Annotated in this window: 21 protein-coding genes; 13 read left to right on the top strand and 8 right to left on the bottom strand. The window is 63.8% G+C overall.

The genetic code is table 11. The features are described 5' to 3' along the window. The first annotated feature begins 145 nt into the window (after positions 1–145). From E0702_RS03835 to ydiJ, 6 genes are all read left to right on the top strand, one after another. Positions 146–1,369 carry an ABC transporter substrate-binding protein gene (locus E0702_RS03835; RefSeq protein ID WP_132041654.1) on the top strand — a complete coding sequence of 408 codons (1,224 nt, stop codon included), beginning with the start codon at positions 146–148 and terminating at the stop codon, positions 1,367–1,369. 18 nt (positions 1,370–1,387) lie between these two features. Further along, on the top strand, positions 1,388–2,269 hold the full coding sequence (locus E0702_RS03830) for a branched-chain amino acid ABC transporter permease (protein WP_132041653.1): 882 nt from the start codon (positions 1,388–1,390) through the stop codon (positions 2,267–2,269). Positions 2,270–2,300: 31 nt separating this feature from the next. After that, entirely contained in the window at positions 2,301–4,136 is a 1,836-nt protein-coding gene (locus E0702_RS03825; protein WP_132041652.1) for a branched-chain amino acid ABC transporter ATP-binding protein/permease, read from the top strand. Further along, positions 4,120–4,824 (top strand): ABC transporter ATP-binding protein, encoded by a 705-nt coding sequence (locus E0702_RS03820; protein WP_132041651.1) that lies wholly within the window; start codon positions 4,120–4,122, stop codon positions 4,822–4,824. The genes E0702_RS03825 and E0702_RS03820 overlap by 17 nt, the downstream gene beginning before the upstream one ends. Positions 4,825–4,827: 3 nt before the next feature. Then, positions 4,828–5,625, top strand: coding sequence for a 3-oxoacyl-ACP reductase FabG (fabG, locus tag E0702_RS03815; RefSeq protein WP_132041650.1), 798 nt, complete (start codon positions 4,828–4,830; stop codon positions 5,623–5,625). Between the two features lie 89 nt (positions 5,626–5,714). Then, on the top strand, positions 5,715–8,921 hold the full coding sequence (ydiJ, locus tag E0702_RS03810) for a D-2-hydroxyglutarate dehydrogenase YdiJ (protein ID WP_132041649.1): 3,207 nt from the start codon (positions 5,715–5,717) through the stop codon (positions 8,919–8,921). On the opposite strand, the gene E0702_RS03805 is transcribed toward ydiJ, so the two are convergent. Then, positions 8,900–9,577, bottom strand: a complete 678-nt coding sequence (locus E0702_RS03805; RefSeq protein WP_205741872.1) for a FadR/GntR family transcriptional regulator — start codon at positions 9,575–9,577, stop codon at positions 8,900–8,902. The genes ydiJ and E0702_RS03805 overlap by 22 nt on opposite strands. Before the next feature lie 101 nt (positions 9,578–9,678). Next, positions 9,679–10,413 carry an SDR family NAD(P)-dependent oxidoreductase gene (locus E0702_RS03800; RefSeq protein ID WP_132041648.1) on the bottom strand — a complete coding sequence of 245 codons (735 nt, stop codon included), beginning with the start codon at positions 10,411–10,413 and terminating at the stop codon, positions 9,679–9,681. 200 nt (positions 10,414–10,613) lie between these two features. Here E0702_RS03800 and E0702_RS03795 point away from each other — a divergent pair, with 200 nt between their 5' ends. From E0702_RS03795 to lpdA, 5 genes are read left to right on the top strand one after another with little or no spacing between them, the layout of a single operon-like run. Continuing rightward, entirely contained in the window at positions 10,614–11,369 is a 756-nt protein-coding gene (locus E0702_RS03795; protein ID WP_205741871.1) for an SDR family NAD(P)-dependent oxidoreductase, read from the top strand. A 26-nt stretch (positions 11,370–11,395) separates the two neighbouring features. Next, positions 11,396–13,579, top strand: coding sequence for an alpha-ketoacid dehydrogenase subunit alpha/beta (locus E0702_RS03790; RefSeq protein WP_132041646.1), 2,184 nt, complete (start codon positions 11,396–11,398; stop codon positions 13,577–13,579). 13 nt (positions 13,580–13,592) lie between these two features. Continuing rightward, entirely contained in the window at positions 13,593–14,069 is a 477-nt protein-coding gene (locus E0702_RS03785; RefSeq protein WP_205741870.1) for a VOC family protein, read from the top strand. Positions 14,070–14,071: 2 nt separating this feature from the next. Beyond that, positions 14,072–15,349: a pyruvate dehydrogenase complex dihydrolipoamide acetyltransferase gene (locus E0702_RS03780; RefSeq protein WP_132041644.1), complete on the top strand. Its 1,278-nt coding sequence runs from the start codon at positions 14,072–14,074 to the stop codon at positions 15,347–15,349. Positions 15,350–15,358: 9 nt separating this feature from the next. Next, complete coding sequence (lpdA, locus tag E0702_RS03775; RefSeq protein ID WP_132041643.1) at positions 15,359–16,753, top strand: dihydrolipoyl dehydrogenase; 1,395 nt, start codon at positions 15,359–15,361, stop codon at positions 16,751–16,753. Positions 16,754–16,877: 124 nt separating this feature from the next. On the opposite strand, the gene E0702_RS03770 is transcribed toward lpdA, so the two are convergent. From E0702_RS03770 to E0702_RS03750, 6 genes are all read right to left on the bottom strand, one after another. Then, positions 16,878–17,942: a metal ABC transporter solute-binding protein, Zn/Mn family gene (locus E0702_RS03770; protein ID WP_132041642.1), complete on the bottom strand. Its 1,065-nt coding sequence runs from the start codon at positions 17,940–17,942 to the stop codon at positions 16,878–16,880. Between the two features lie 20 nt (positions 17,943–17,962). After that, positions 17,963–18,853 (bottom strand): metal ABC transporter permease, encoded by an 891-nt coding sequence (locus tag E0702_RS03765; protein WP_132041641.1) that lies wholly within the window; start codon positions 18,851–18,853, stop codon positions 17,963–17,965. Further along, positions 18,837–19,571 (bottom strand): metal ABC transporter ATP-binding protein, encoded by a 735-nt coding sequence (locus tag E0702_RS03760; protein ID WP_132041640.1) that lies wholly within the window; start codon positions 19,569–19,571, stop codon positions 18,837–18,839. Before E0702_RS03760 ends, E0702_RS03765 begins: the two co-directional genes overlap by 17 nt. Next, positions 19,571–19,720 (bottom strand): hypothetical protein, encoded by a 150-nt coding sequence (locus E0702_RS18995; protein WP_165927470.1) that lies wholly within the window; start codon positions 19,718–19,720, stop codon positions 19,571–19,573. Before E0702_RS18995 ends, E0702_RS03760 begins: the two co-directional genes overlap by 1 nt. Positions 19,721–19,852: 132 nt before the next feature. Then, positions 19,853–21,031, bottom strand: a complete 1,179-nt coding sequence (locus tag E0702_RS03755) for an FAD-dependent monooxygenase (RefSeq protein WP_132041639.1) — start codon at positions 21,029–21,031, stop codon at positions 19,853–19,855. 132 nt (positions 21,032–21,163) lie between these two features. Next, positions 21,164–22,174: an aldo/keto reductase gene (locus tag E0702_RS03750; RefSeq protein ID WP_132041638.1), complete on the bottom strand. Its 1,011-nt coding sequence runs from the start codon at positions 22,172–22,174 to the stop codon at positions 21,164–21,166. 217 nt (positions 22,175–22,391) lie between these two features. Here E0702_RS03750 and E0702_RS03745 point away from each other — a divergent pair, with 217 nt between their 5' ends. Next, positions 22,392–22,943, top strand: a complete 552-nt coding sequence (locus E0702_RS03745) for an outer membrane beta-barrel protein (RefSeq protein ID WP_132041637.1) — start codon at positions 22,392–22,394, stop codon at positions 22,941–22,943. A gap of 89 nt (positions 22,944–23,032) precedes the next feature. Next, complete coding sequence (locus E0702_RS03740; RefSeq protein ID WP_132041636.1) at positions 23,033–24,262, top strand: YbfB/YjiJ family MFS transporter; 1,230 nt, start codon at positions 23,033–23,035, stop codon at positions 24,260–24,262. The last annotated feature ends 96 nt before the right edge of the window (positions 24,263–24,358 follow it).

The following is a 24,358-nucleotide window of genomic DNA, read 5'->3' as shown; positions in this document are numbered from 1 at the left end:
CATTAATGAGAAAGCATCTACATGATGAAATTCATGATAGATGTAGGTGAATGTCTACCAATAATGAGCTTTAAAGGTGGCAAGGTTTTACTGAATAACAAACAATAAGAACTGAAAATTCAAAAATCATCAGGAGTGTATAGCCATGAAGTACAATCAAAAATTCCGCCGAACTTTCATCAACAGCGTTGTTGCGTCAGCTCTGCTTGGCGGCATCTCGGTCCCTGCCTTCGCCGAGGTGAAATTTGGAGCGCTATATCCGCTGAGCGGTGGACTGGCTCTACTCGGTGAAGAAAGCTATCGTGGCCTGGAATTGGCAGTTGATAAGATCAATGCGAATGGTGGCGTCCAGGGCGAGACCGTCGTGCTCGAGACGGGCGATGCAGTGGACAATAATCAGGCGATCGGCGAAGCTCGCCGGCTAATCTCTCGTGAAGACGTAAAGGCAATTTTCGGTACTTATGCCTCTTCACGCTCCATCGCCGCCTCCCAGGTGGCCGAAATGAGCAAGGTACCTTACTTTGAGCTGGGGGCAGTCGCCGACGATGTCACGGCTCGTGGGCTGAAATACGTATTCCGTACCAACCCGACTGCCTATCATATGGCCGAGACCATCATCGACATGCTGGTGGAAGGCATCGCTCCTGAGCTCGGGGTTGACCCGACCGATCTGCGCATCGGTATCATCCATGAGGATTCCAACTACGGTTCTTCGGTAGGCAAACACCAGCGTGCGTTTGCTGAAGAGCATGGCCTAAACATCGTGGTAGAAGAGCACTATCCGGCTTCAACCGTGGATATGTCTTCTATTGTTCTTTCACTGCAAGAAGAAAATGTCGACGTCGTTCTTCAGACCTCCTATCAGGATGATTCGGTTCTGTTCCTTCGTCAGGCTAACGAGCGCGATTATCGTCCCAAAGCGATTATCGGTGGCGGGGGTGGCTACTCCATGACACCGACTGCAGATGCAGTAGGTCATGATGTGATTGATGGCGTGTACGATGTCGACTTTACCCAGTACAACATCAACCCGGAATTTGCTCCCGGTATCGAGGAATTTGTTGCTGCTTATGAAGAAAAATACGAAGAATCTCCCCGCTCCGGTCACTCCCTGATGAACTATGCCGGAGCACTTGAACTGCTTCGTGCCATCGACGCCGGTAGCGGATTCTCAGCCGATGAGATCAAGGAAGCCGTGCTGGCGATGGATGTACCCGTTGGTGCAACGGCAGCTGGTATCGGTATCAAGATCGGTGAGAACAACCAGAATGAGCGTGCCAGCATGATGGGTATGCAATGGCAGGATGGCGAGTTGGTTACCGTTTATCCGGAAAGCGCCAGCGTAGCCGAAATGCGGACTAGCCAATAATAATCTCGAGGTCGCCAAATGGAATTAATTATTAACCTTATCGTTAATGGGTTAATGCTTGGTAGCCTTTATGCCATGGTCAGCGTTGGCTTGACGCTGATCTTTGGCATAACGAAGGTTATCAACTTTGCTCATGGCGAGTTCATGATGATAGGGATGATACTGACCTACCTCATTACGAGTTATCTGGGCATTCATCCCTATTTTACGCTGGTATTCATCATTCCCTTGTTGTTCGTATTAGGCATCTTGGTTCAAAAATTCCTGATTGAACCTCTCAAGGATTCGGATGAGCACATCCAGATATTTGCAACAGTCGGCCTGTCGATTGCCATGATAAATCTGGTGCTGATGATTGCTGGTTCCGATAATTTCAATACACCGTCCAGCGGCATGCGTCATACCCTAGGTCTGGGTCCGGCAACGATTCTTACCGGCCAGGTTGTCATCATGCTGTGCTCAATCTTCATGGTAGGTGGGCTGCATCTGTTCCTGACTCGTACGCAGATGGGGCGTGCCATTCGCGCTACGGCTCAGAATCGGAATGCCGCTCAGCTGATGGGAATTAATGTCTCACGCATTAATATGGTGACATTCGGTATCGGTATCGCTTGTGTCGGTGTCGCCGCTGTTCTGCTTTCTCCGCTTTACCCTGTCAATGCACAAACGGGTCAAAGCTTCGTCCTGATTGCATTCGTCATTGTCGTCATGGGGGGGCTGGGAAGCATCACTGGCGCTTTCTTTGCCGCCATGATCATTGGCCTCGTGGATTCTTTTGCCGGTTTCTATCTAGGGTCGTCACTGAAGGAGGTCGCGGTGTTCGGTATCTTCCTGCTTATCCTGATATTCCGCCCATCTGGGCTGTTCGGCAAGGCAAGAAAACTGGCACACGTGTCTTGAGAAACGTTGTGGCGTCACCGGAGAAAGTGTCATGAACGATAAGACGATATCCTCTGCACCGGCGAGGAGTCATGGGGGCGGTATGCAATGGTTTCTCAACAAGAAGATACTGTTCTTCATTACCCTGGCTAGCTTGATTCTCATCCCGATAGGCGTCGGGGATGATTACATCTACCATATCTTTATCACTATCTGTCTGTTTGCCGGCCTGTCGACTGCCTGGAACATCGTGGGCGGCTATGCGGGGCAGCTCTCACTAGGTCATGCGATTTACTACGGCATTGGTGCTTATACGGGAATGCTGATGCTTAATGCGGGCGTTTCTCCCTGGATCAGCATGTTCGTCGGGGCCATCCTGGCTGCTGGGATAGCGGTCGCCATCAGCTACCCTTGCTTTAAGCTACATGGACCCTTCTACGCTCTTGCCTCCATTGCGTTTCTGGAGGTCTTTCATGTCATTTCGCTGAACTGGGTAAGCCTCACGGGCGGTGCCAATGGCGTGATGGTGCCTCTCGAGATGGGCTGGAGCACCATGATCTTCACTGAGCGACTGCCTTCACTGGTAATTGTCTTCGGGTTGATGTCGTTTGCCCTCGCCGTTGCCTGGGCCATCCGCCGCAGTAAGCTTGGATTCCAGTTGATTGCTACCCGCGAGCGTGAGTCGGCTGCGAGAGGGGCTGCGATTCGCACCGTGCATGTTCGGCTATATGCAGCGGCGATTTCCGCCGGCCTCACGGCCATGCTCGGAACTTTCCATGGCTCGTACCTGACGTTCATCGAGCCTGAGTCGGCGTTCAACCTGACATTTTCAATTCAGATCGTCCTGTTTGCACTTGTTGGGGGGCTTGGCACCGTTTTTGGTCCTCTCTACGGTACGATTCTGCTGGTACCCATTACCGAGCTAGCGCGTGGCTGGTTGGGCTCCAGTGCCATCGGTCTTCATGGCTTCGTATACGGCGTCGTTCTGATTCTAGTGGTGCTGTTCATGCCGGATGGCATCATGAGCTTCATCCAGCGCTACCTACCAACGTCCCGGGTTCGCCGCTTCGATACCAGCGTCGAGAGTCCCGTCGACCATGTTCACTTGGATGATATCAAGAAGCCCACGCGGCCGCCGATCGGTGACGTCGTACTCAAAGTCGAGCATCTCGATAAGCACTTCGGTGGTTTGCATGTCACCAATGATGTTTCCTTCGACCTGCATAAAGGTGAAGTATTAGGCATCATCGGACCCAACGGTGCAGGCAAGACCACGGTGTTCAACATGATTTCCGGTTTCTTGCGTGCCGACTCCGGCTCGGTTGCAGTGCTTGGCGAGGACGGCCACTTCGTTTCTCCGAAAACACCGGGTGCCTTTGCCAGGAGTGGTGTTGGCCGGACTTTCCAGATTGTTCAACCTTTCGCAGCGATGACCGTGGAAGAGAACATCATGGTGGGTGCCTTCCATCGTTTCCGATCGGTAGAAGAGTGTCGCAAGGCAGCACGTGAGATCGCCTACGAACTCGGGCTGTATCGGTTCCTGGATGAAGAAGCCAGAAACCTCCCCATTGGTGGTCTCAAGCGCCTCGAAGTAGCCCGTGTCATGGCGATGCGTCCCCGCATCCTGCTGTTGGATGAGGTAATGGCCGGTATCAACCCTGCGGACCTGAGGGAAGCCATCGAGCTGATCAAGGTGATCCGCAACAGTGGCATCAGCATCATTGCCATCGAACACGTGATGCAGGCTGTCATGGAGCTCTCCGATCGGGTGATTGTTATCAGTTCTGGCGAGATACTTGCGCAAGGTAAGCCGGAGGAAGTAGTGAAGAATGAGGCTGTCATTGAAGCTTATCTCGGCAAGGAGGCGTCCGATGCTGCGACTGAATAATGTGACGGCCGGATATGGGGCGACGACGATCCTGCACGATGTCTCGCTGGAGGTGAGCGAAGGTGAAGTCGTTACTATTGTCGGGGGCAACGGTGCCGGAAAAACGACTACTCTGAGAACAGTTTCCGGATTGATCGAGGCCTCCGCCGGGAGTATTACCTTCGAAGGTGAAGATATTACCCACTTGCCGGCGCATCAGGTAGTGAATCGTGGGATCACTCTGATTCCCGAGGCACGTCAGTTGTTTCCTGAAATGACTGTGCTAGAAAACATCCAGATGGGTGCTTATCGCTCAGCGGCAAAGTCTCGATATGACCAGCGACTGGAAGAGGTGTTGACACTTTTCCCCCGCGTGAAGGAGCGCCTTCATCAGCAAGCCGAATCGCTGTCAGGCGGGGAGCAGCAGATGGTCGCAATCGCGCGTGGGATGATGGCCTGTCCCAAACTGCTGATGTTCGATGAACCCTCCTTGGGGTTGGCGCCAATAGTCGTGTCTCAGGTTTTTGATGTCGTAAAGAAGATTGCCGAGAGCGGTACGACGGTATTGATCGTCGAACAAAATGTAAATCAGACGCTCAAGGTCGCCGACAGAGCCTACGTCATCGAGAACGGAAGAATGGTGATGGATGGTCAGGCGCAAGAACTGATGGGCGATGACCACATTCGAAAAGCATACCTGGGGATTTGAGACATGGCCCAAGAGAGTTCTTTACGCTATCGGCCTAGCCATGCAGGCCGACATATACTCGTCACCGGCGGTGGCGCCGGTATTGGCAGGGCCATTGCCATGGCGTTTGCGTCGCGTGGCGCCAACGTTTCTGTGATGGACTGGTCGGCCGAAAGCGCTCAGGTGGTGTGTGATGCCATCAGGGAAGCAGGAAGAGGCAATGCCTATCCCTTGTCGGTCGACGTTTCCGACTATTCTGCGGTCGAATGCGGCGTGAGAGAGGCGGAAGCCCACTTTGGCGCCCCTATTGATAGTGTGGTCAACAATGCCGGCATTTCCCCTAAGCATGACGGGCTCCCGGCATCTGTCTGTGACATGGCTCCGGAAGAGTGGAATCAGGTAGTGGGGGTCAATCTGACGGGGACTTTCAATACCATCCGTGCGGTGGGTGATGGCATGCGTCGTGCGAGACGTGGTTATATCGTCAACATGTCTTCCGTTGCTGGTAAGACCCACTCACCGGTGGTGGCGTGCCACTATGCGGCGACCAAGTCGGCCATCATTGGCTTTACCAAGCACCTGGCTGCCGAGCTGGGTCCTTATGATATTCGTGTCAATGCGATTGCTCCGGGGCGGATCGAGACGCCGATGGTGCTTGCAGTGGATGCATCCATCAACGATGAGCAGGTTCGCATGACGCCGCTTGGTCGACTGGGCAAGCCGGATGAAGTTGCGGACTTGGCGCTGTATCTGACGTCGGACGAGTCGAGCTTCGTCACGGGGCAGACCATCGATGTCGCCGGTGGACTTTACATGACGTAATGCCACTTTTCGGATGATTTTGCACGATCGATTACGATGTCGTGCTCCCCCTTGCCCAGCTCCATGCTGGGCTTTTTGCTCGAGATATTATGATCGCACGACTGGATACCGCCGACGCCGCCACCGCGCCGAGCCCCGACGCGCCCTACCTGCGCTTCCTCGAGGCCCTCAAGGCCGCCGGCTTCGAGGGCGAGATCGCCCCCGACTACGCCGCCCGCACGGTGCTGGCCACCGACAACTCCCTCTACCAGCGCCTGCCCCAGGCGGTGCTCTACCCCCGCCACGGCGAGGACCTGCAGCGCATCGCCCACCTGGCCGGCCAGGTGGAGCACCGCCGGGTGGTGCTCACCCCACGCGGCGGTGGTACCGGCACCAACGGCCAGTCGCTCACCGACGGCCTGGTGGTGGACGTCTCCCGGCACATGAACCGGATCCTGGAGATCGACGCCGAGAATCGCCGGGTGCGGGTCCAGGCCGGCGTGGTCAAGGACCAGCTCAATGCTGCCCTGAAGCCCCATGGGCTGTTCTTCGCACCGGAGCTCTCCACCTCCAACCGCGCCACCATCGGCGGCATGATCTCAACCGACGCCAGCGGCCAGGGCAGCTGCGAGTACGGCAAGACCCGCGATCACGTGCTCGAGCTCTCCACGCTGCTGCTGGGCGGCGAGCGCCTGGTGAGCCGGCCGCTGGACGAGGACGAGCTGGAAGCGCTGTGCGCGCGGGACGACGCCACCGGCCGCGTCGTGCGCACAGCCCGGGAGATCATCGACACCCAGGCCGAATGCATCGCCGCGACCTTCCCGCCGCTCAACCGCTGCCTGACCGGCTACGACCTGGCGCACCTGAGAACGGCGGAAGGCAGGCTCGACCTTAACAGCCTGCTGTGCGGTGCCGAGGGCTCGCTGGGCCTGCTCGACGAGGCGGTGCTCAACGTGCTGCCGATCCCCAGGCACTCGACCCTGGTCAACGTGCGCTACCCCGGCTTCATGGACGCCCTGCGCGATGCCAAGGCGCTCATGGCGAGCGGCGACTCTTCACAAGACCAGCCGCAGGCGCAGCCTACCTCCATCGAGACGGTGGACGACAAGGTGCTGATGCTCGCCATGCAGGACTTCGTCTGGGACAGCGTCGCCGAGTTCTTCCCCGAGGGCGAGACCCCGGTGCGCGGCATCAACCTGGTGGAGTTCAACGACGACGATCCCGAGCGGCTGGCCGAGCGCGTGGCCGCCTTCTGCCGCCACCTGGAGAGCGACCGCGGCGTCGAGCGCCTGGGCTTCACCCTGGCGGAGGGGCGCGCCGCCATCCAGCGCGTCTACGCCATGCGCAAGCGCGCCGTAGGCCTGCTGGGCAATGTCAGCGGGGAGCGCCGCCCCCTCCCCTTCGTCGAGGACACCGCAGTGCCGCCGGAGCGGCTGGCCGACTACATCGCCGAGTTCCGCGCCCTGCTCGATGCCCGCGGCCTCGAGTACGGCATGTTCGGCCATGTGGATGCCGGGGTGCTCCACGTGCGCCCCGCCCTCGACATGAAGGACCCGGCCCAGGAGCGGCTGGTCCGCGAGGTCTCCGACGCGGTGGCCGAGCTCACCGGCAAGTATGGCGGCCTGCTGTGGGGCGAGCACGGCAAGGGGGTGCGCTCGGAGTACGCGCCGCGCTTCTTCGGCGAGCTCTACCCCAGCCTGCAGCGGATCAAGGCGGCCTTCGACCCCCACAACCAGCTCAACCCGGGCAAGATCGCGACACCGCTCTCTATCCCGCCCAATGCCGCGGGAGCGACCGCGCCAGCCAGCGCCGCCGATCAGGCAGAGACGGTCACGCTGGTCGACCCGGGCCTGCTGACCATCGACGGCGTGCCCACCCGCGGTCAGTTCGATCGCACCATCGACGAGCGGGTGTGGCAGGCCCACGCCGCCACCGTCTACTGCAACGGCAACGGCGCCTGCTACAACTACGACCCCAACGACGCCATGTGCCCCTCGTGGAAGGCGACCCGCGACCGCGTCCACTCTCCCAAGGGGCGCGCCAGCCTGGTGCGCGAGTGGCTGCGCCTGCAGGGCGAGGCGGGGGTCGACCTGATCGAGGAGGCCCACGCGCGCCGCACCGAGGGCGTCTGGGGCGCCGTGAAACGCTTCCCGGCCCGCGCCCTCAACACCCTGCGCCGCGGCCGCGAGGCGGACTTCTCCCACCAGGTCTACGACGCCATGGCCGGGTGCCTGGCCTGCAAGTCCTGCGCCGGCCAGTGCCCGGTCAAGGTCAACGTGCCCGACTCCCGCGCACAGTTCCTGGAGGCCTATCACGGTCGCTACCTGAGGCCCCCCCGCGACTTCCTGGTCGGCGGCCTGGAGTTCCTGCTGCCCGCCCTCACCCGGGTCGCGCCGCTCTACAACGCCGCCCTCGGCAACCGCCTGGTGACGCGCCTGCTCGCCGGCCCCGTGGGCATGGTGGACAGCCCGCGACTCTCCCGCGCCAGCCTGAAGAAGACCCTGGCCGCCTGGGGCGTCGCCGAGGCCACGCCCACCTCGCTGGGCCTGCTCACCGAGGCGCAGAGAGCCAACAGCGTGGTGATCGTCCAGGACGCCTTCACCAGCCACTTCGAGGCCAGGCTGGTGATGGATATCGTCGAGCTGCTCAGCCGCCTCGACGTGCGCGTCTTCGTGGCGCCCTTCTCCCCCAACGGCAAGCCGCTCAACGTGCAGGGGTTCCTGGGGGCCTTCGCGCGCACCGCCGAGAAGCAGGCGCGGCGCCTGCGCGCCCTGGCCGAGTTCGGGGTGCCGCTGGTAGGCATCGACCCGGCCATGACCCTCACCTACCGCCAGGAGTACGTGAAGGCGCTGGGGCCCGATGCCGTGCCCGAGGTGCGCCTGCTGCAGGAGTGGCTGGTGACCCGCGCCGGCTCCCTGGCCCCCCGAGGCCTCACCCTGGAGGACCCGGGGTACCGGCTGCTCTCCCACTGCACCGAGGCCACCACGGCCCCGGGCAGCCCCAAGGCCTGGCAGCAGGTCTTCGCCGCCTTCGGCCTGGAGCTCGACCTGGTGGCCACCGGCTGCTGCGGCATGTCCGGCACCTACGGCCACGAGGCCAGGAACCTCGAGACCTCGAAGGCCATCTACGCCCAGTCATGGCAGCCGGTGGTCGAGGACGCCGCCAACACGGGCAAGCTGCTGGCCACCGGCTACTCCTGTCGCAGCCAGGTGAAGCGGTTCTCCGAGCAGGCCCTGCCCCACCCGCTGCAGGGGCTGCTGGAAGTGTTGCGGGTGGCTAGCTCAGGTCGTTCGGGTCAATCGGCGGGTGTCAGGTAGATGCGCAGACGCTGGGCGGCGTTGTCGAGATGGCGAGCGGCAGCAGTACGGGCCCCTTCTGCATCTTGGGCGGCAATGGCCTTGAATATTGCTTCGTGCTCATGCTGCACGCGCTTGACCATGTCCTGGCTGCGTGCGCTGTTCTCACGAGCGGTGCGGATCAGGGTGCGGACGCGCGACTCCAGGAATTCGCTGAAGCTGATGAAATAGGTGTTGTGGGTGGCCTGGAGAATGGCGCGATGGAACTTCATGTCCTCTTCGACCCCGTTGCGATTTTCCCGAATGGCGATTTCCAGTCCGTCGAGATGCTGGCGGATGGCGTCGAGGTCGCTGGGGGTGCGGTGGGTGGCGGCCTGCTCGGTGGCCGCCACTTCCACGGCCATGAGGAATTGAAACAGGTCGGCAAGGTCTTCCTTGTCTTCGAAGCTGGGCTCGAGACGGAAGACCGAGGCACCTTGCGGGTTGACGAAGTGACCGCGTCCTTGCTGTGAGATCACCAGGCCGTCCGCCTTCAGGATAGAGACGGCTTCTCGAATCACCGGGCGGCTGACGCCATAGGCTTCGGCGAGCTCCTGCTGGGTGGGCAAGCGCTTGCCCGGCTTGATGCTGCCGCTTTCGATGGACGCTCTGATGCGCTTGGCCACTTCGTCAGGCAAGGAATGTCCTCGTGCGATGGTGCTTAAAGGTGCTGTGTTCATCATGGCGTCCATTGCGAAAGAAGGCGACGCCCCTCGGCCGTGAGGTGTGCCTTCGTGTGTCAGTTGATATAGAGCCCGCCATTGACCTGGAGGCTTTCTCCGGTCATGAAGCTGGCCGCGTCGCTGCACAGGAAGTCGACGACGCTGGCGATTTCATCGGGCCGGCCCAGGCGCTGTAAAGGGGTGCTGCTGATCATGGCCTGGCGTTTGGCCGCATCCAGCGATTCCATCATCCGCGTATCGATGAGGCCCGGTGATATGGCATTGACGCGAGTGCGCGGCGCGAGCTCCTGGGCCAGTGATCGGGTGAGTGTCAGCACGCCGCCTTTCGCCGTCGCATAGGGTGTATGGTTCAGGCTGCCGCGCTGGCCGGCCAGCGAGGCGATATTGACGATCGAACTGCCCTTGCTCAACAGCGGCCGCAAGGCCTGGATGGTGAAAAAGACACCGTCCAAGTTAATGGCCATGCTCTTTCGCCAATCCTCTTCGCCGATCTCCGCCAGCGACAGATGTTGGTAGAGACCGGCGGCGTTGACGATGTAGTCCACCTGCCCGAAAGCCCCTCGGCATGATTCAGCAACGCGCTCGGCGTCTTCCATCTTAGCGACATCGTGGCGAATGGCCAGACAGTCAGACTCGCCGCCCAGCGTGGCGGCGAAGCGACCGAGGCTTGTCTCGTCGATGTCGGTTAGTACTAACTTGATGTTTCGCTTGCTGAAAAGCAGAGCGATTTGCTGGGAAATCTCCCCGGCGGCACCGGTGATGACGGCGACTTGTTGGCGTTGTTGTGGCATGACTGTTCTCTATTTATTCGACCAAAGTTGCGTTGCCATGTCGTATGACAAGTTTCATGTTAGCCGAACGTAAGGTCATATGACAACTTTTTGGTTTCATTAATTTATCTTTGAAAAATAAACATTTATGAGAATACAGGGCGGACTTTCAGGCAATGACGACATCACGAGGCGGTAACGTAAATGGGCAGCATCCTGCTATGAGAGGTGCCGTGGTGGTGACCGGTGGCGGCAAGGGGATCGGGGCGACGATAGCCAGGCGCTTTGCCGAGGTCGGCCATCCGGTACTGATCTTCGATCGCGACGAAGCGGCCGCGGCGAGCTGCGCCGACGATATCCGCTCGCACGGTGGTGTGGCTTCCACGTACGTGGGCTCGGTGACCTCCGAGGAGGACGTGGCCCAGGCCATGCGGTTGGCCGTCGAGCACTACGCTCAGCTGGCGGTGTTGGTCAACAACGCCGGCATTTCCTGCAATCGGCCGACGCTGGAGCTGGGACTCGACGAGTGGCGGCGCACCCTGGACGTCAACCTGACAGGAGTTTTCCTGTGCGCGCGCGAGTTCGCTCGGCTGGTATCGGCCAGCGACACCGAGAGCGTGATTCTCAACCTGTGTTCCATGTACGGCGTCGTTGCGGCCCCCAACCGGCTGGGGTACTGCGCGACCAAGAGCGGCGTGGCGATGATGACCAAGTCGCTGGCGGTGGAGTGGGCGGAACTCAATATTCGCGTCAATGCCATCGCGCCGGGCTACATCCGCACCGCGCTGCTCGAGGAGCTCATCGCCGATGGGCGCGTGGATGCCGAAGCGCTGCTGGGGCGGACTCCTCAGGGGCGATTCGGCACCAGCGAGGAAGTCGCGGACCTGGCGTACTTTCTGGCGTCTCCCGAGACGCGCTTCATGACGGGGCAGATCGTCGGACTGGATGGTGGCTGGACCGCCAATGGCTACTTATAACGCACCTTATCGAGAGGAGATTGATTATGCCCCGTTCCCGCAAGCTGACAGTTCAGGCGCCCTGGCGCGAACTCGCGACCACTGAGCGCGATTGGCAACGTGTGGATGCCTCGCTGTTGGCGACCACACTGGTGAGCCTGCACCTGATTCGGGCGTTCGAAGAGAAGGTGCTGGAGCTGGCGGGGCAGGGCCTGGTTCACGGCCCAGCCCACTCGAGCATCGGTCAGGAGGGCGGTGCGGTCGGTTCGGCGCTGGCGCTGCGGAGCTCGGATCAGATCAACGGCTCGCATCGTGCCCATCACCAGTTCTTGGCCAAGAGCCTGCATTTCGTGGCGCCGCAAGGCCTGGATCCGGCGCAGCCGGTGAGCGATTCCACACAGGCACTGCTGCAGCGCACACTGGCGGAAATCATGGGCTTGTCGCAGGGGTTCTGCCGTGGGCGTGGTGGCTCTATGCACCTGCGCTGGGGGGATGCCGGGGTGCTGGGCACCAATGCTATCGTCGGTGGTGGCGTGCCGCTGGCCGCTGGTGCAGCCTGGGCGCACCGGCGCGCCGGCAATGGTGATGTGGCCATCACCTACTTCGGAGATGGCGCCATCAACATCGGCTCTGTGCTGGAAACCATGAACCTGGCTGCGGCCTGGAAGTTGCCGCTGTGCTTCTTCGTCGAGAACAACCGCTATGCCGTTTCCACAGAGGTCGGTGAGGTGACTGCCGAGGCGCGCCTGTCGTCGCGTGGCCAGGCTTTCGGCATTCCCGCCTGGAAGGTGGATGGTATGGATCCGCTGGCGGTGCACTTTGCGATGCAGGAGGCATTGACCATCATGCGCGAGGGCGGCGGGCCGACCCTCATCGAAGCCGATGTCTACCGTTTCTTCCACCAGAACGGCCCGCTGCCCGGCAGCGCCTTCGGCTATCGCACGAAGGACGAAGAAGCCGAATGGCGCGCGCGCGACCCGCTGGACCGGGTCGGCAGCGAAATGCTCAAGCGCAAGCTGATCGACGAGGCCGGTATCAAGTCGCTGCGCGACCAGGCCCAAGCTGCCATGGAAGCCGCGGCCGACGAGTTGCTCGACAAGAGCGGCGCCAAACCCGCCGTGCGTGCCGATCTGTGGCCCTCGCCGGACTTCCGCGACGCCCACATCCGCGGCGACCTGTCCGAACTCGACGGCGTGCGTTACGTCGAGCAGGAGCAGTTCACCGGCAAGCTCGAGGAGCGCAAGTTCGTCGACACGGTGGCCGACGTCATGCACCGGCGCATGAGTCAGGACGAGCGCATCGTGGTCATGGGCGAGGACGTACACCGCCTCAAGGGCGGCACCAACGGCGCTACCCGCGGCCTGTCGCAGGACTTCCCCGACCGCTGTCTGGGCACGCCGATCAGCGAGAACGCCTTCGCCGGACTGGGTGGGGGCATCGCCATGGACGGCCGCTACCGCCCGGTGGTGGAGTTCATGTACCCCGACTTCATGTGGGTGGCCGCCGATCAGGTGTTCAACCAGATCGCCAAGGCACGCCACATGTTCGGCGGCGACAGCGCCATGCCGCTGGTGCTGCGCACCAAGGTAGCCATGGGTACGGGTTACGGCTCGCAGCACTCGATGGACCCGGCCGGCATCTTCGCCACTTCGCCGGGCTGGCGCATCGTCGCGGCCAGCAACCCGTACGACTATGTCGGCCTGATGAACAGCGCCCTGCAGTGCGAGGACCCGGTGCTGGTCATCGAGCACACCGACCTCTACAACGCCAAGTTCCCGGCACCGGTCGACGACCTGGACTACTACATTCCCCTGGGCAAGGCCAAGGTGGTGCGCCCGGGTAAGGACGTCACGGTGCTGACGTACCTCTCCATGGTGCAGCCCTCGGTGGAGGCCGCGGAGAGGCTGGGAGTCGACGCCGAAGTCATCGATCTGCGCAGCCTAGATCGGGCCGGCCTGGATTGGGACACCATCGGAGCGAGCATTCGCAAGACCAATAACGTGCTGGTTGTCGAACAGGGTTCAGTGGGCACGGCCTATGGGGTGCTGCTGGGCGACGAGATCCAGCGTCGCTTCCTGGACTACCTGGATCAGCCGGTGCAGCGGGTGACAGGCGGCGAAGCCTCACCAAGCATCTCCAAGGTGCTCGAGCGCGCCGCCTGCGCCGGCCCGGAAGAAATCGAGGACGGTCTGCGTCTAGTTATGGCCCAGCAGGGCCGGCCGCTCGCGTAAAGGAGTGATGAACATGAAGCAACTGGTACCCATGGAAGTCGGCATCTGCTGCCAGGACCTCGACGCGCTCAAGCGCTTTTACGTCGAGGAGCTGGGGCTCACCGAAATTAACATCATCGACGTGCCGGCGGAGAAGGCTGGCGACACCGGTCTCACCGTCGGCGCATACCGCGTCGCGCGGCTGCAGGCGCCGTTCGGCGAGCGCATCAAGCTGCTCCAGCCCGAGACTACACCGGCCGCGCCCACGCATACCGGCACCATTCTCGAGCGGCGCGGCAACGCTTATCTGACCTTCATTGTCGACGACCTCGCCGCGATGCTGGCCAAGCTCAAGAAGCTGGGCCTACCCTTGCTCAGCGGCGACGAGCTGGTTGAAGTGCGCCCCGGCACCTTTTTGATCTTCCTGCGGGATCCCGAAGGTAATATTCTCGAATTCGTGCAGTACGCCGACATTCAGGCCTACCGGCCCGACGTTTCCCAGGAGAGCTGAATATGGCAATCGAGATCGAACTGCCGTCGGTAGCCGCCGGCATGGAAGAGGCGACCCTGGTGCGCTGGGTAAAGGTTGAGGGCGACAAAGTCAGCAAGGGCGATACGCTTGCCGAAATGGAAACCGACAAGGCCGTGATGGAAATGGAGGCCGAGGCCGACGGCGTGCTTGGGCGCATCCTGGTGCCTGGCGGCACCGAAGGTGTGACCGTGGGCACAGTCATCGGCGTGCTCCTGGAGCCGGGCGAGGACGAATCCGCGCTCGCATCCTTCCAGGCGTCGAGCGCACCGGCTGCCGATGCTTCGCCCGCCGCGCTGGAACCGGAAACTATCCCCGAGACGCGTGCAGCTGCCAAACTGACGCCGCAGCACTCTCATAGCGAGCGCATCCTTGCCAGTCCACTGGCCAAGCGACTGGCTACTAAGTACGGCGTCGATTTGACCAGCGTGCAAGGCAGCGGCCCGCACAGCCGCATCGTGCGCGTGGATGTCGAACGTTCCCGTGGGAGTGTGCCGGCGCAGGCCGATAGCACTGTAGAGGCTCTTGCCGCTAAACCGGCTGCGGAACCTTCCAATACCGAGGGCACCCGTGTTGAGCGCATTCCCAACAGCAGCATGCGCAAGACCATCGCCCGCAGGCTGGCTGAGTCCAAGCAACAGGTACCGCACTTCTACCTGACGATCGACTGCCTGCTGGACGACCTGCTCGAGCTTCGCGAGCGGCTCAACGCCAAGGGGGAGCGGGCCGAACCGCGGTATCGGCTATCGGTCAACGATTTCGTGGCCTTCGCCGCGGCCAGGGCGCTGCGCCGTGTCCCAGAGGTCAATGCCAGTTGGCGCGACGAAGCGATCCTGCAGTACCGGGACGTCGATATCTGCGTGGCGGTGGCTACTGCGGGAGGGCTGGTGACGCCAGTCGTCTGCGAGGCGGACCGCAAGGGACTGGCGACGCTTTCCAGCGAGATTCGCGAGCTGGCTCACCGGGCTCGCGACGGCAAGCTGGCGCCTGCCGACTACCAGGGGGGGGGATTCACGATATCCAACCTCGGCATGTATGGCGTTCGCGAGTTTGCCGCCATCATCAACCCCCCCCAGGCGGCCATTCTGGCGGTGGGGGCGGTCGAGAAGCGGCCGGTGGTGCGAGAGGACCAACTGGCCGTGGGCAACCTGATGACATTGACGCTCTCGGCCGACCACCGAGTGGTGGATGGCGCCGTCGGCGCGCGGTTTCTCGCCGAGCTCAAGGCGCTGCTCGAAGATCCGCTCGAACTGCTGGTATAGGAGACCGCAATGGCGCAGTTTCAAGTTCTCATCATCGGCGCCGGTCCGGGCGGCTATGTGGCGGCGATTCGCGCGGCCCAACTGGGCTTCACCACGGCCATCGTCGAACGCGCCGAGCTTGGTGGCGTGTGTCTCAACTGGGGGTGCATTCCCACCAAGACGCTGCTGCGCTCGGCCGAGCTGTTTCGGCAGGCGCAATCGAGCGGTGCCTTCGGTGTGGTGTTGGATGGTACGGTGCGATTCGACATCCGGGCTGCCGTCGCCCATTCCCGCGAGGTGGCAGGCCGGTTGAACCGCGGCGTGCGCGGCTTGCTCAAGAAGCATGGCGTGCAGGTGCTGACAGGCCAGGCGAGCCTGCAGGGTGAAGGCCTGGTGCGCATCGAGGGTAGCAACGGTGCGCAGCAGGTTAGCGCGGATCATATCGTGCTGGCGACCGGTGCACGGCCGAGGGAGCTGGCGGGGTTTACGCCAGATGGCGAATACATCTGGACGGCCCGCGAGGCGATGACGCCCCAGGCACTGCCTGCGTCGTTGACCGTCATCGGTGCTGGGGCGATCGGTGTAGAGTTCGCTAGTTTCTATGCAGCGCTGGGTGTCGAGGTCACCCTGCTGGAAGCGGCGGAGCGGATCGTGCCGCAGGAGGACGAGGAGATCGCCACTCATCTGCATGCGCGGCTCACCGAGCAGGGCATTGCCATTCACGTCGGCGCACGGGCCGAGGCGCCGGAGGTCACGGCCTCGGGGGTGCGAATGTCGGTCGATGCGGCGGGCGTGCGGTTCGACCATCACAGCGAGAAGGTGATAGTGGCGGCGGGTATCGTCGGCAACGTCGAGAACCTGGGGCTGGAGAACACGGCGGTGCAGGTGGAAAAGCACCATATTGCGGTGGATCGATGGTCGGCCACTGGCGAGCCGGGGGTCTACGCCATCGGTGATGTGGCCGGTCCGCCCTGGCTTGCCCACAAGGCCAGCCATGAGGGTGTGGCCTGCATCGAGCGCATCGCGGGGCTTGCCGATGCGCATGCGTTGGATCCCGAAGCCGTTCCCAGCTGCACCTACTGCCATCCCCAGGTGGCCAGCGTGGGGTTGACGGAAGCGCTAGCCCGGGAGCGCGGCCATACGGTCAGCGTCGGCCGCTTTTCCTTCGTGGGTAATGGAAAGGCCCTGGCTCTGGGAGATTCGCAGGGCTTCGTCAAGACGGTCATGGATGCGCACAGCGGCGAGTTGCTGGGGGCTCACCTGATCGGGCCGGACGTGACCGAGCTGATCGGCACCTATGCGCTGGGTCGAACCCTGGAGACGACGGAGCTGGAGATCATGCGTACGGTCTTTCCCCATCCGACGCTGTCGGAAGCGTTGCACGAGTCGGTGCTGGATGCCTTTGATCGTCCGATTCATTTATAAGCTATTACTGACCTGTCGTGACAAAAATCTGGATTTGTAGAATAGCTGCAGCACTTTGGACAGAATGGTGTAGTTAAGAATCTATCGTAGAGCCTTCCCCGTCTCGCTGCACCTAACCAACTGCTCAATGCTCGTGACCATGATCCTCGTGATCGTGATCGTGATCGTGATCGTCATGCCCCGGTTCGGCCAGGGCGTCGTGCAGGGTGTGAGCGTTGTGGCGCATCATGCCCAGCCAGGTGCTGGCCTCGCCTTCGCTGGCCAGGGCGTCGGCGTAGAGGGTGCCGGCGATGGGCAGTCCGGTCTCCTCGGCCAGCTGTTCGAGCAGGGCGGGGCTGGTCATGTTCTCGTGGAAGAGGGCGCGTACATCCTGCTCGTGGATCACCTCGATCAGGCCGGCCATGTCGGCGGCGCTGGGTTCGGCGTCGGTTGAGAGCCCCTGGAGTGACATAAACCGAAGCCCGTAGGCGTGGGCGAAGTGGCCGAAGGAGGCATGGCCGGTGATGACGCTGGTGGTGGCGGGTATCTCGCCGATCAGCGTGCGGACCTCGTCATCGGCCGCGTCGATCTCGTCGAGATAGCGTGCCGCGTTGGCGGTATACGCATCGGCGTTCTCCGGGTCGGCCTCGATCAGGCCGTCGCGGATATTGGCCACATATCGTTTGCCAGCGATCAGGTTCTGCCAGGCGTGGGGGTCCTGGTCGCCATGGTCGTGCGCATCATGGCTGGCGTGACCGTGTGCTTCATGCTCTCCATGATCATGGTCGTCATGACTGGCGTGATCATGCTCATCATGGTCGCTGTGGCCGTAATCCTCGTGCCCTGCATGATCCTGCCCTGCATAGGCCAGCGCCTCGATGCCCTCGGTCGTGATCACCAGTGGTCCGGTGTAGTCGCTGGCTTCCACCAGGCGCTCCATCCAGCCCTCGAACTGCAGACCGTTGAAGACCACCAGATCCGCCTCGGCCAGGGCTCGGGCGTCGGTGGGCCGCGGTGAATAGACATGGGCATCGCTGTCGGGGCCCACCAGGGCGGTGACCTCGACGTGTTCGCCACCGACGTTCTCGACCATGTCGGCGAGGATGCTGAAGCTTGCCAGCACCTGCACGCGCTCCTCGGCATGGGCGGTGGGCAGGGCGAGCAGGGCGGCCAGGCCCAGGGCGTTGATGGCGGGGGACAGCGGACGCATGACAGGGGATCTCCGTTGGATTATTCGGGTTCCGGGGCGCCCAGCGGCGTGGCGCGGCGACGCAGCCGGGCAAGCAGGCTGTGGTGGCGACCCACCAGGGCCGAGAGCAGGTAGCCGCTCCCGGCGAGCAGGATGATCGAGGGGCCCGAGGGCAGGTTGAGATGATAGGAGAGCAGCAGCCCGCCGCTGCTGGCGATCAGGGCGACCAGGATGGCGATGCCGATCAGCCCTTCTAGGCGCTGGCTCCAGAAGCGGGCGGTGGTCGCCGGCAGCATCATCAGGCCCACCGCCATCAGTGTGCCGAGGGTCTGGAAGCCGGCGGTCAGGTTGAGCACCACCAGGCCCAGGAAGACGCCATGGATCAGGCTCACCGGGCTGCCCTGACCACGCAGGAACAGCGGGTCCAGGCACTCCACCACCAGGGCGCGGAAGATCACCGCCAGCACTACCACGATCAGGCTGCTGATGGCGGCGATCAGCAGTAGGGCGGTGGTGTTGACGGCCAGTATCGAGCCGAACAGCACATGGGTGAGGTCGACGCTGCTGCCGCCCATGGAGACCAGCATCACGCCGGCGGCCAGCGAGATCAGGAAGAAGCTGGCCATCGCCGAGTCTTCGCGATGGCCGGTCATCTGCGACACGCTGCCGGCCAGCACCGCCACCAGCAGGCCCGAGAGGATGCCACCCAGGCTCATGAGGGGCAGCGAGAAGCCGGCGGCCAGGAAGCCCAGGGCCACCCCGGGGAGGATGGCGTGTGCCATGGCGTCGCCGATCAGGCTCATGCCGCGCAGCATCAGGAACACCCCCAGCGGCGGGGCGGCCAGCGACAGCGCCAGGCCGGCCACCAGGGCGCGCTTCATGAAGCCGTAGTCGAGGGGGGCAAGCAGCCAGGCGTCAAGCAGTTCCAGCATCGAAGGTATCCGGGAAGGTAAGAGGCAGGCGGGGGGCACGGGGCGGCTGTCCGGCGTAATGCTCCAGCAGCGAGGCGGGGGCCGCCCAGCGGCCGTGGCCACCGGTCAGTATCAGCGCGTCGTCGGCCAGGCGCGAGAGCTGCTCGAGGTCATGCAGCACCACCACGATGGTGGCGCCATCCCGGGCCATGTCGCGCAGCACGTCCATCAGTACGTCCACCGTTTCGATATCGACGTTGGCGAAGGGCTCGTCGAGCAGCAGCAGCTCGGCCTCCTGCATCAGGGTGCGGCCGATCAGCGCGCGCTGGCGCTGGCCGCCGGAGAGCTCACCCAGCTGACGATGGGCCAGGTGCGAGATGCCCAGGCGCGCCATGATCTCGCGGCCGCGGCGATAGTGGGCCGCACAGTACCCCTTGAGGGCACCGTGACTGGGCCAGCTGCCGGTCATGATCAGCTCTTCCACGCTCATCGGGAAGGTGAGATCCAGGGCGAGCTGCTGGGGCAGCCAGGCGCGACGCTCCTTGGGCACCTGGCAGGCCACCCGACCGGAGATCGGCCGCAGCATGCCCATGATGGCGCTGATCAGGGTGCTCTTGCCGGCCCCGTTGGTGCCCATCAGGGCGGTGATGGCACCGTCCTGGAAGCGACCCTCCAGATGCTCCAGCACGGTGCGCCCGCCACGGGCCAGGGTCAGGTTCTCGAGCTGCAGGCGTGACATCACACCCCCCAGCCGGCGGCCCAGGCCACCGCCAGCCACAGGGCCACCAGCGGTAGCGCCGCCAGCAGCAGGCGGCGAGTGGCCGAAAGCGACATCAGCGAGAAGTGGCAGGGTCCTTCCGGGCGGTGCCGGTGTCTGCGGTGTGCCATGGGATCCTCTGGGGGTAGGCGGCGAAAAGCGGCAAAAGTTATAACATAACAAAATGCCGACTGACCAGTGCCTATATGCTGACGGGCCCCTGCCTGAAGCGGTCGCCGCGCGGGCTTCGTAAGGAGTGGGCTCTACAGTCCCAGGGCGTGACGCATCACCGCGCGCTTGGCACCCTCCAGGCGCTCAGCCACGGCCATGCCGGCGGCACCGGCGTGGCGCAGCGGGGCGGCGCCGGTGAAGACATGGTGGAAGGTCTCCATGGCGGCGATCATCGCCAGGGTCTGGGGGCGCCGCTCCCGGGCATAGCCGGTCAGTGGCGCCCGTCCGCCGGGGTCCTGCTGCGACCGGAAGGCAGTGATCACCCGCCGGCTCAACGCCTCGGCGTCCTGCATGCCCAGGTTGAGCCCCTGGCCGGCCAGCGGATGGATCACATGAGCCGCATCGCCCACCAGCGCCAGGCGCGGGCGCACATAGCGCTCGGCGTGGCGACGCCGAATAGGGAAGCTGGCCCGGCCGAGAACCGCCTCGATGCCGCCCAGCCGGGCGGGAAACGCGTGCTCGATGGCCAGGCGCAGCGCCTCGTCATCCAGCGCCTCCCGGGCCAGGGTGGCCTCGGCAGTGTCGTACCAGATCAGCGAGGCGTAGTGACCGGGCAGCGGCAGCATCGCCTGGGGTCCCTGGGGGGCGAAGCGTTGCCAGCTGACATCCTGCTGGGGCAGCCGGGTGCGCACGTTGGTGATCAGGGCGCGCTGGCCGTAGTCCTCGTCGCGGGTGGCGATGCCGGCCAGCTCCCGGGTGTGGGAGCCGGCGCCGTCGGCACCCACCACCAGCCGCGTCGCCAGCATGCGGCCGTCATCGAGCTCCAGCAGGCTGCGGTGCCCGCCAGGCACCCAGGCTACCGGGCCGGCGTGGCAGAGCGTGGTGACGCCAGGCAGCTCGGCCAGGCGCTGCCACAGGGCGCGACGGATCACCCGGTTCTCGACGAAGAAGCCGAAGTCGGGCAGTTCGAGATCGACGGCACTGAAGCGGATATGGCGCTTCTCGGTCGCGTCGCTGGCCTCGATATGGCGGAAGGGGCAGCGCCGCGACTCGGGAATGAAGGACCAGGCGCCGACCTCCTCCAGCAGGCGCCGGGAGGCGAGGTTGAGCGACGACACCCGCAGGTCGAAGGGGGCGTCATCGGGAATCGCCGCCGGTGGAGCGCCGCCCTCCACCAGTGCCACGCGCATGCCGGCCTGGCCCAGCGCCGCCGCCACGGCCGCCCCGACCATGCCACCGCCGACGATGACCGCATCCAGGGTGTCGTCCATGCCTCTCTCCACGTCACATTTCTTCAGGGGGGCTACTTTCCAGGAGCTATTGTCGGGTGCTTGTCGCCAGCTGCCAAGCGAGTCCGCCTTCAGCTCAGGGCCAGTGCCGATCGCGTCACTCGTTCGGGGCCGCTATCGCCCTTCCTCGAACTGCTCGGTATCGACCTCGGCCTGCGGCCCTTCGGCATAGCGTGCGCCGGCGATACGCGGCGGGGCGAACAGCGCATCCAGGCGCGTAACGTCCTCGGCGCTCAGGGTCAGTTCCTCGGCGGCCAGGTTCTCACGCATATGGGCCACGCGGCGGGTGCCGGGGATGGGCAGGATGTCGTCGCCCTTGGCACGCAACCAGGCCAGGGCGAGCTGGCCAGTGGTGACTTCCCGCTCGTGGGCCAGGCGCTCGAGTTCGGTCAGCAGCGCCAGGTTGCGAGCGAGGTTCTCGGCGGTAAAACGAGGCATGCCGAGGCGTACGTCGCCCTCGACCAGACTCTCCCGCTCGCGGACCGATCCCGCGAGGAAGCCACGCCCCAGCGGGCTGAAGGCCACGAACAGGGTGTCGGCCTCGCGACACGCCTCGAGTACCGCGATCTCGGGATTGCGGGTCCATAGCGAGTACTCCGTCTGCACCGCTGCAATGGGGTGCTCGGCGCGCGCCCGACGCAGGGTGGTCGCGGATACCTCGGAGAGGCCGATGGCGCCGATCTTGCCTTCCTCCACCAGTCGACCCAGCTCGCCCACGCTCTCCTCGATGGGCACCCCCTGGTCCCAGCGGTGCAGGTAGTAGAGGTCGAGGTGGTCGGTCTGCAGGCGCTCGAGGCTCGCCTCGCACTGGCGGCGCAGGGTGGTCGGTCGGCCATCGATCACCTTTCGGCCCAGCTCGGGGTCGATGGCCATGCCGCACTTGCTGGCCAGCACTATCTCGTCACGCTTGCCGGCGAGCGCCCTGCCCACCAGGCGCTCGTTGGCGGTGGCGCCATACAGGGTGGCGGTGTCGAAGTGGCGATAGCCCATCTCGAAGGCTTCCTCCAGGGCGCGTAGCCCCTCGGTCTCAGAGAGCGAGTGACCGTAGCCGTGGGAGAGGTTCATGCAGCCCAGGCCGATGGCGGGGGAGGCGACGGCCTTGAGGCGGGCGGTCACGGGGTTCATACGATCTCCTTTCACGTTGGCTCCTTCACGTTGGGTGGCACGGGGGGCGTCGAGTCTTCGGTTCCGTTGGCCGGATCAGGGGCCGAGAATATCAGGTTGTGTCGATATCGTTGGGGGCTTCGCGCCAGGGCCAGGGCGTCATCCTGTGAGATGACTAGGGCTCGGCTCGCGCCTCGGGTAGACTGCCCATCCTTTTTTCGATCACAGGTAGAGCCTTATGACACGGACAGTCTTTTCCCGCACGCTGCTCACCGCTGGCCTGGCGGCCGGCTTGACGATGGCGGCCGGTAACGCCGCGGCCACCGGCAGCACCGGCCCCTACCTCGGCGTCGGTCTCGGGCAGCTTGGCGGCGGGGGCGCCTTCGACGACGATGCCGAGCACTGGAAGCTCACCGCCGGCTACAACCTTGGCTGGCTACCGTTCCTCGATCTGGGCGCCGAGCTGGCCTATGCCAACGGCGGCAAGCTCGACGGTCGGGTCGACGGCCGCAATGCCACCCTCGAGGTGGAAAGCTTCCAGGCGATGGCGGTGGCCGGGCTGAGCTTCGGTCCGCTGGGTCTCTTCGCCAAGGCCGGCATGGCCGACTGGGACGCCGAGCAGCGCGGTCGCGGCGTGAATCGCAACCACTCGGGCACCGATCCGATCTACGGCCTGGGGGTACGTGCCGGCCTGTTCGGCCTGAGTGGCCGGCTGGAGTACGAATACCTCGACACCGACGGGATCGAGGCCCTGGACATGGTCACCGCCAGCGTGGTTTATACCTTCTAGGGGCGTGGCGGCCTAGGGCGCCGCGCCTGAGTCGACGGCGGGGCGACCCGCCGGTGCACCACGTCATCAAGGATCTCGGAGCGCCAGGCATGGCCAAGCCCTTTCTACTCCTACCGCGCTACCGCGTGCTGCTGGCCGGGCTGTTCAGCCAGCTGCTGTGTGTGGGCGTGGCGCGTTTCGCCTATACCCCGCTGCTGCCGGTGATGCAGCAGCAGACCTGGCTGAGTGACGCCCAGGGGGGCTGGCTGGCGGCCCTCAACTACGCCGGCTATATGCTCGGGGCATTGCTTGCCGCCTCCATCGGCAGCATCCGGCTCAAGGATACGCTCTATCGGGTCACCCTGGTGCTGGCGCTGCTCTCCACCGCCGGCATGGCGCTGGCCGACAGCTTCTGGCTATGGGCGACGATGCGTCTGGTGGCCGGCTTCTCCAGCAGCGGCGCCATGCTGCTCGCCTCGGGGCTGATCCTGCACTGGTTGATCAGCCACCGGCAGCGCGGTGAGCTCGGCATTCACTTCGCCGGGGTGGGCCTGGGCATGCTGCTGGCGGCCCTGGCGGTCGAGCTGATGCGGCGGCTCTCGTTCGACTGGCAGGCCCAGTGGTGGGGCTTCGCGGCCCTTGCCATGGGGCTGCTGATTCCCGCCTGGTGCTGGCTGCCGCGCCCCGCGAAGCCGGCACCGGGCAGTGGGGGAGAGCAGCCACAGGCCCAGCCGCCCAGCCGCACCTTCATGCGGCTGATGCTGGCCGCCTACTTCTGTGCCGGCTACGGCTATGTGATCAGCGCGACCTTTATCGTCGCCATCGTCGAGCGCGAGCCGCTGCTGGCCGGAGCCGGCAACTGGACCTTCGCCCTGGTGGGCCTGGCGGCGGCGCCGGCGGTCATGCTGTGGGACCTGATCGCCCGCTGGATCGGCTATCTCGGCGCGCTGATCGCCGCCATGGGCCTGCAGGTGGTGGGGATCGTGCTGCCGGCGGTGACCGACAGCCTGGCGGGGGTACTGGCCAGCGCGGTGCTCTACGGCGGCACCTTCCTGGGTTGTGTCAGCCTGGTGCTGACCATGGCCGGCCGGCTCTATCCTCAGAGCCCGGCGCGCATGATGGGGCGCATGACACTGGCCTATGGCGCCGCCCAGATCATCGCCCCGGCGCTGACCGGCATGCTGGCCGAGGCCACCGGCCACTACGATATCGGCCTGTGGCTGGCGGGTGGCTTCGTGGCGCTGGGTGCCGTGCTGCTGGTGTGGCTGCGCGGGGTGGACCAGACCGCCCAACGGCTGGATGCCGAGGCCAGGGCGCCCGCCCAGGGCGAGCGTACATAAACCAACTCTTATCCCCGAACTGGCTGTCTGAGCAGGAAGGGACAGTCCCCGGCCGGGCCAGCGGGGCGGTCTCTGTGCTCTTGGCCAGCAACGGCA

Origin of the sequence: Halomonas marinisediminis, from assembly GCF_004347715.1 — a bacterium.
In the GTDB taxonomy this organism is placed as follows: domain Bacteria; phylum Pseudomonadota; class Gammaproteobacteria; order Pseudomonadales; family Halomonadaceae; genus Halomonas; species Halomonas icarae.
This window is presented reverse-complemented; position numbering and strand designations above follow the sequence as displayed.

Excerpts from the sequence above, each read along its gene's own strand:
- E0702_RS03835 (WP_132041654.1), top strand. The coding sequence starts at position 146 with ATGAAGTACAATCAAAAATTCCGCCGAACTTTCATCAACAGCGTTGTT.
- E0702_RS03830 (WP_132041653.1), top strand. The coding sequence starts at position 1,388 with ATGGAATTAATTATTAACCTTATCGTTAATGGGTTAATGCTTGGTAGC.
- E0702_RS03825 (WP_132041652.1), top strand. The coding sequence starts at position 2,301 with ATGAACGATAAGACGATATCCTCTGCACCGGCGAGGAGTCATGGGGGC.
- E0702_RS03820 (WP_132041651.1), top strand. The coding sequence starts at position 4,120 with ATGCTGCGACTGAATAATGTGACGGCCGGATATGGGGCGACGACGATC.
- fabG (WP_132041650.1), top strand. The coding sequence starts at position 4,828 with ATGGCCCAAGAGAGTTCTTTACGCTATCGGCCTAGCCATGCAGGCCGA.
- ydiJ (WP_132041649.1), top strand. The coding sequence starts at position 5,715 with ATGATCGCACGACTGGATACCGCCGACGCCGCCACCGCGCCGAGCCCC.
- E0702_RS03800 (WP_132041648.1), bottom strand. The coding sequence starts at position 10,413 with ATGCCACAACAACGCCAACAAGTCGCCGTCATCACCGGTGCCGCCGGG.
- E0702_RS03795 (WP_205741871.1), top strand. The coding sequence starts at position 10,614 with ATGAGAGGTGCCGTGGTGGTGACCGGTGGCGGCAAGGGGATCGGGGCG.
- E0702_RS03790 (WP_132041646.1), top strand. The coding sequence starts at position 11,396 with ATGCCCCGTTCCCGCAAGCTGACAGTTCAGGCGCCCTGGCGCGAACTC.
- E0702_RS03785 (WP_205741870.1), top strand. The coding sequence starts at position 13,593 with ATGAAGCAACTGGTACCCATGGAAGTCGGCATCTGCTGCCAGGACCTC.
- E0702_RS03780 (WP_132041644.1), top strand. The coding sequence starts at position 14,072 with ATGGCAATCGAGATCGAACTGCCGTCGGTAGCCGCCGGCATGGAAGAG.
- lpdA (WP_132041643.1), top strand. The coding sequence starts at position 15,359 with ATGGCGCAGTTTCAAGTTCTCATCATCGGCGCCGGTCCGGGCGGCTAT.
- E0702_RS03770 (WP_132041642.1), bottom strand. The coding sequence starts at position 17,942 with ATGCGTCCGCTGTCCCCCGCCATCAACGCCCTGGGCCTGGCCGCCCTG.
- E0702_RS03765 (WP_132041641.1), bottom strand. The coding sequence starts at position 18,853 with ATGCTGGAACTGCTTGACGCCTGGCTGCTTGCCCCCCTCGACTACGGC.
- E0702_RS03760 (WP_132041640.1), bottom strand. The coding sequence starts at position 19,571 with ATGTCACGCCTGCAGCTCGAGAACCTGACCCTGGCCCGTGGCGGGCGC.
- E0702_RS18995 (WP_165927470.1), bottom strand. The coding sequence starts at position 19,720 with ATGGCACACCGCAGACACCGGCACCGCCCGGAAGGACCCTGCCACTTC.
- E0702_RS03755 (WP_132041639.1), bottom strand. The coding sequence starts at position 21,031 with ATGGACGACACCCTGGATGCGGTCATCGTCGGCGGTGGCATGGTCGGG.
- E0702_RS03750 (WP_132041638.1), bottom strand. The coding sequence starts at position 22,174 with ATGAACCCCGTGACCGCCCGCCTCAAGGCCGTCGCCTCCCCCGCCATC.
- E0702_RS03745 (WP_132041637.1), top strand. The coding sequence starts at position 22,392 with ATGACACGGACAGTCTTTTCCCGCACGCTGCTCACCGCTGGCCTGGCG.
- E0702_RS03740 (WP_132041636.1), top strand. The coding sequence starts at position 23,033 with ATGGCCAAGCCCTTTCTACTCCTACCGCGCTACCGCGTGCTGCTGGCC.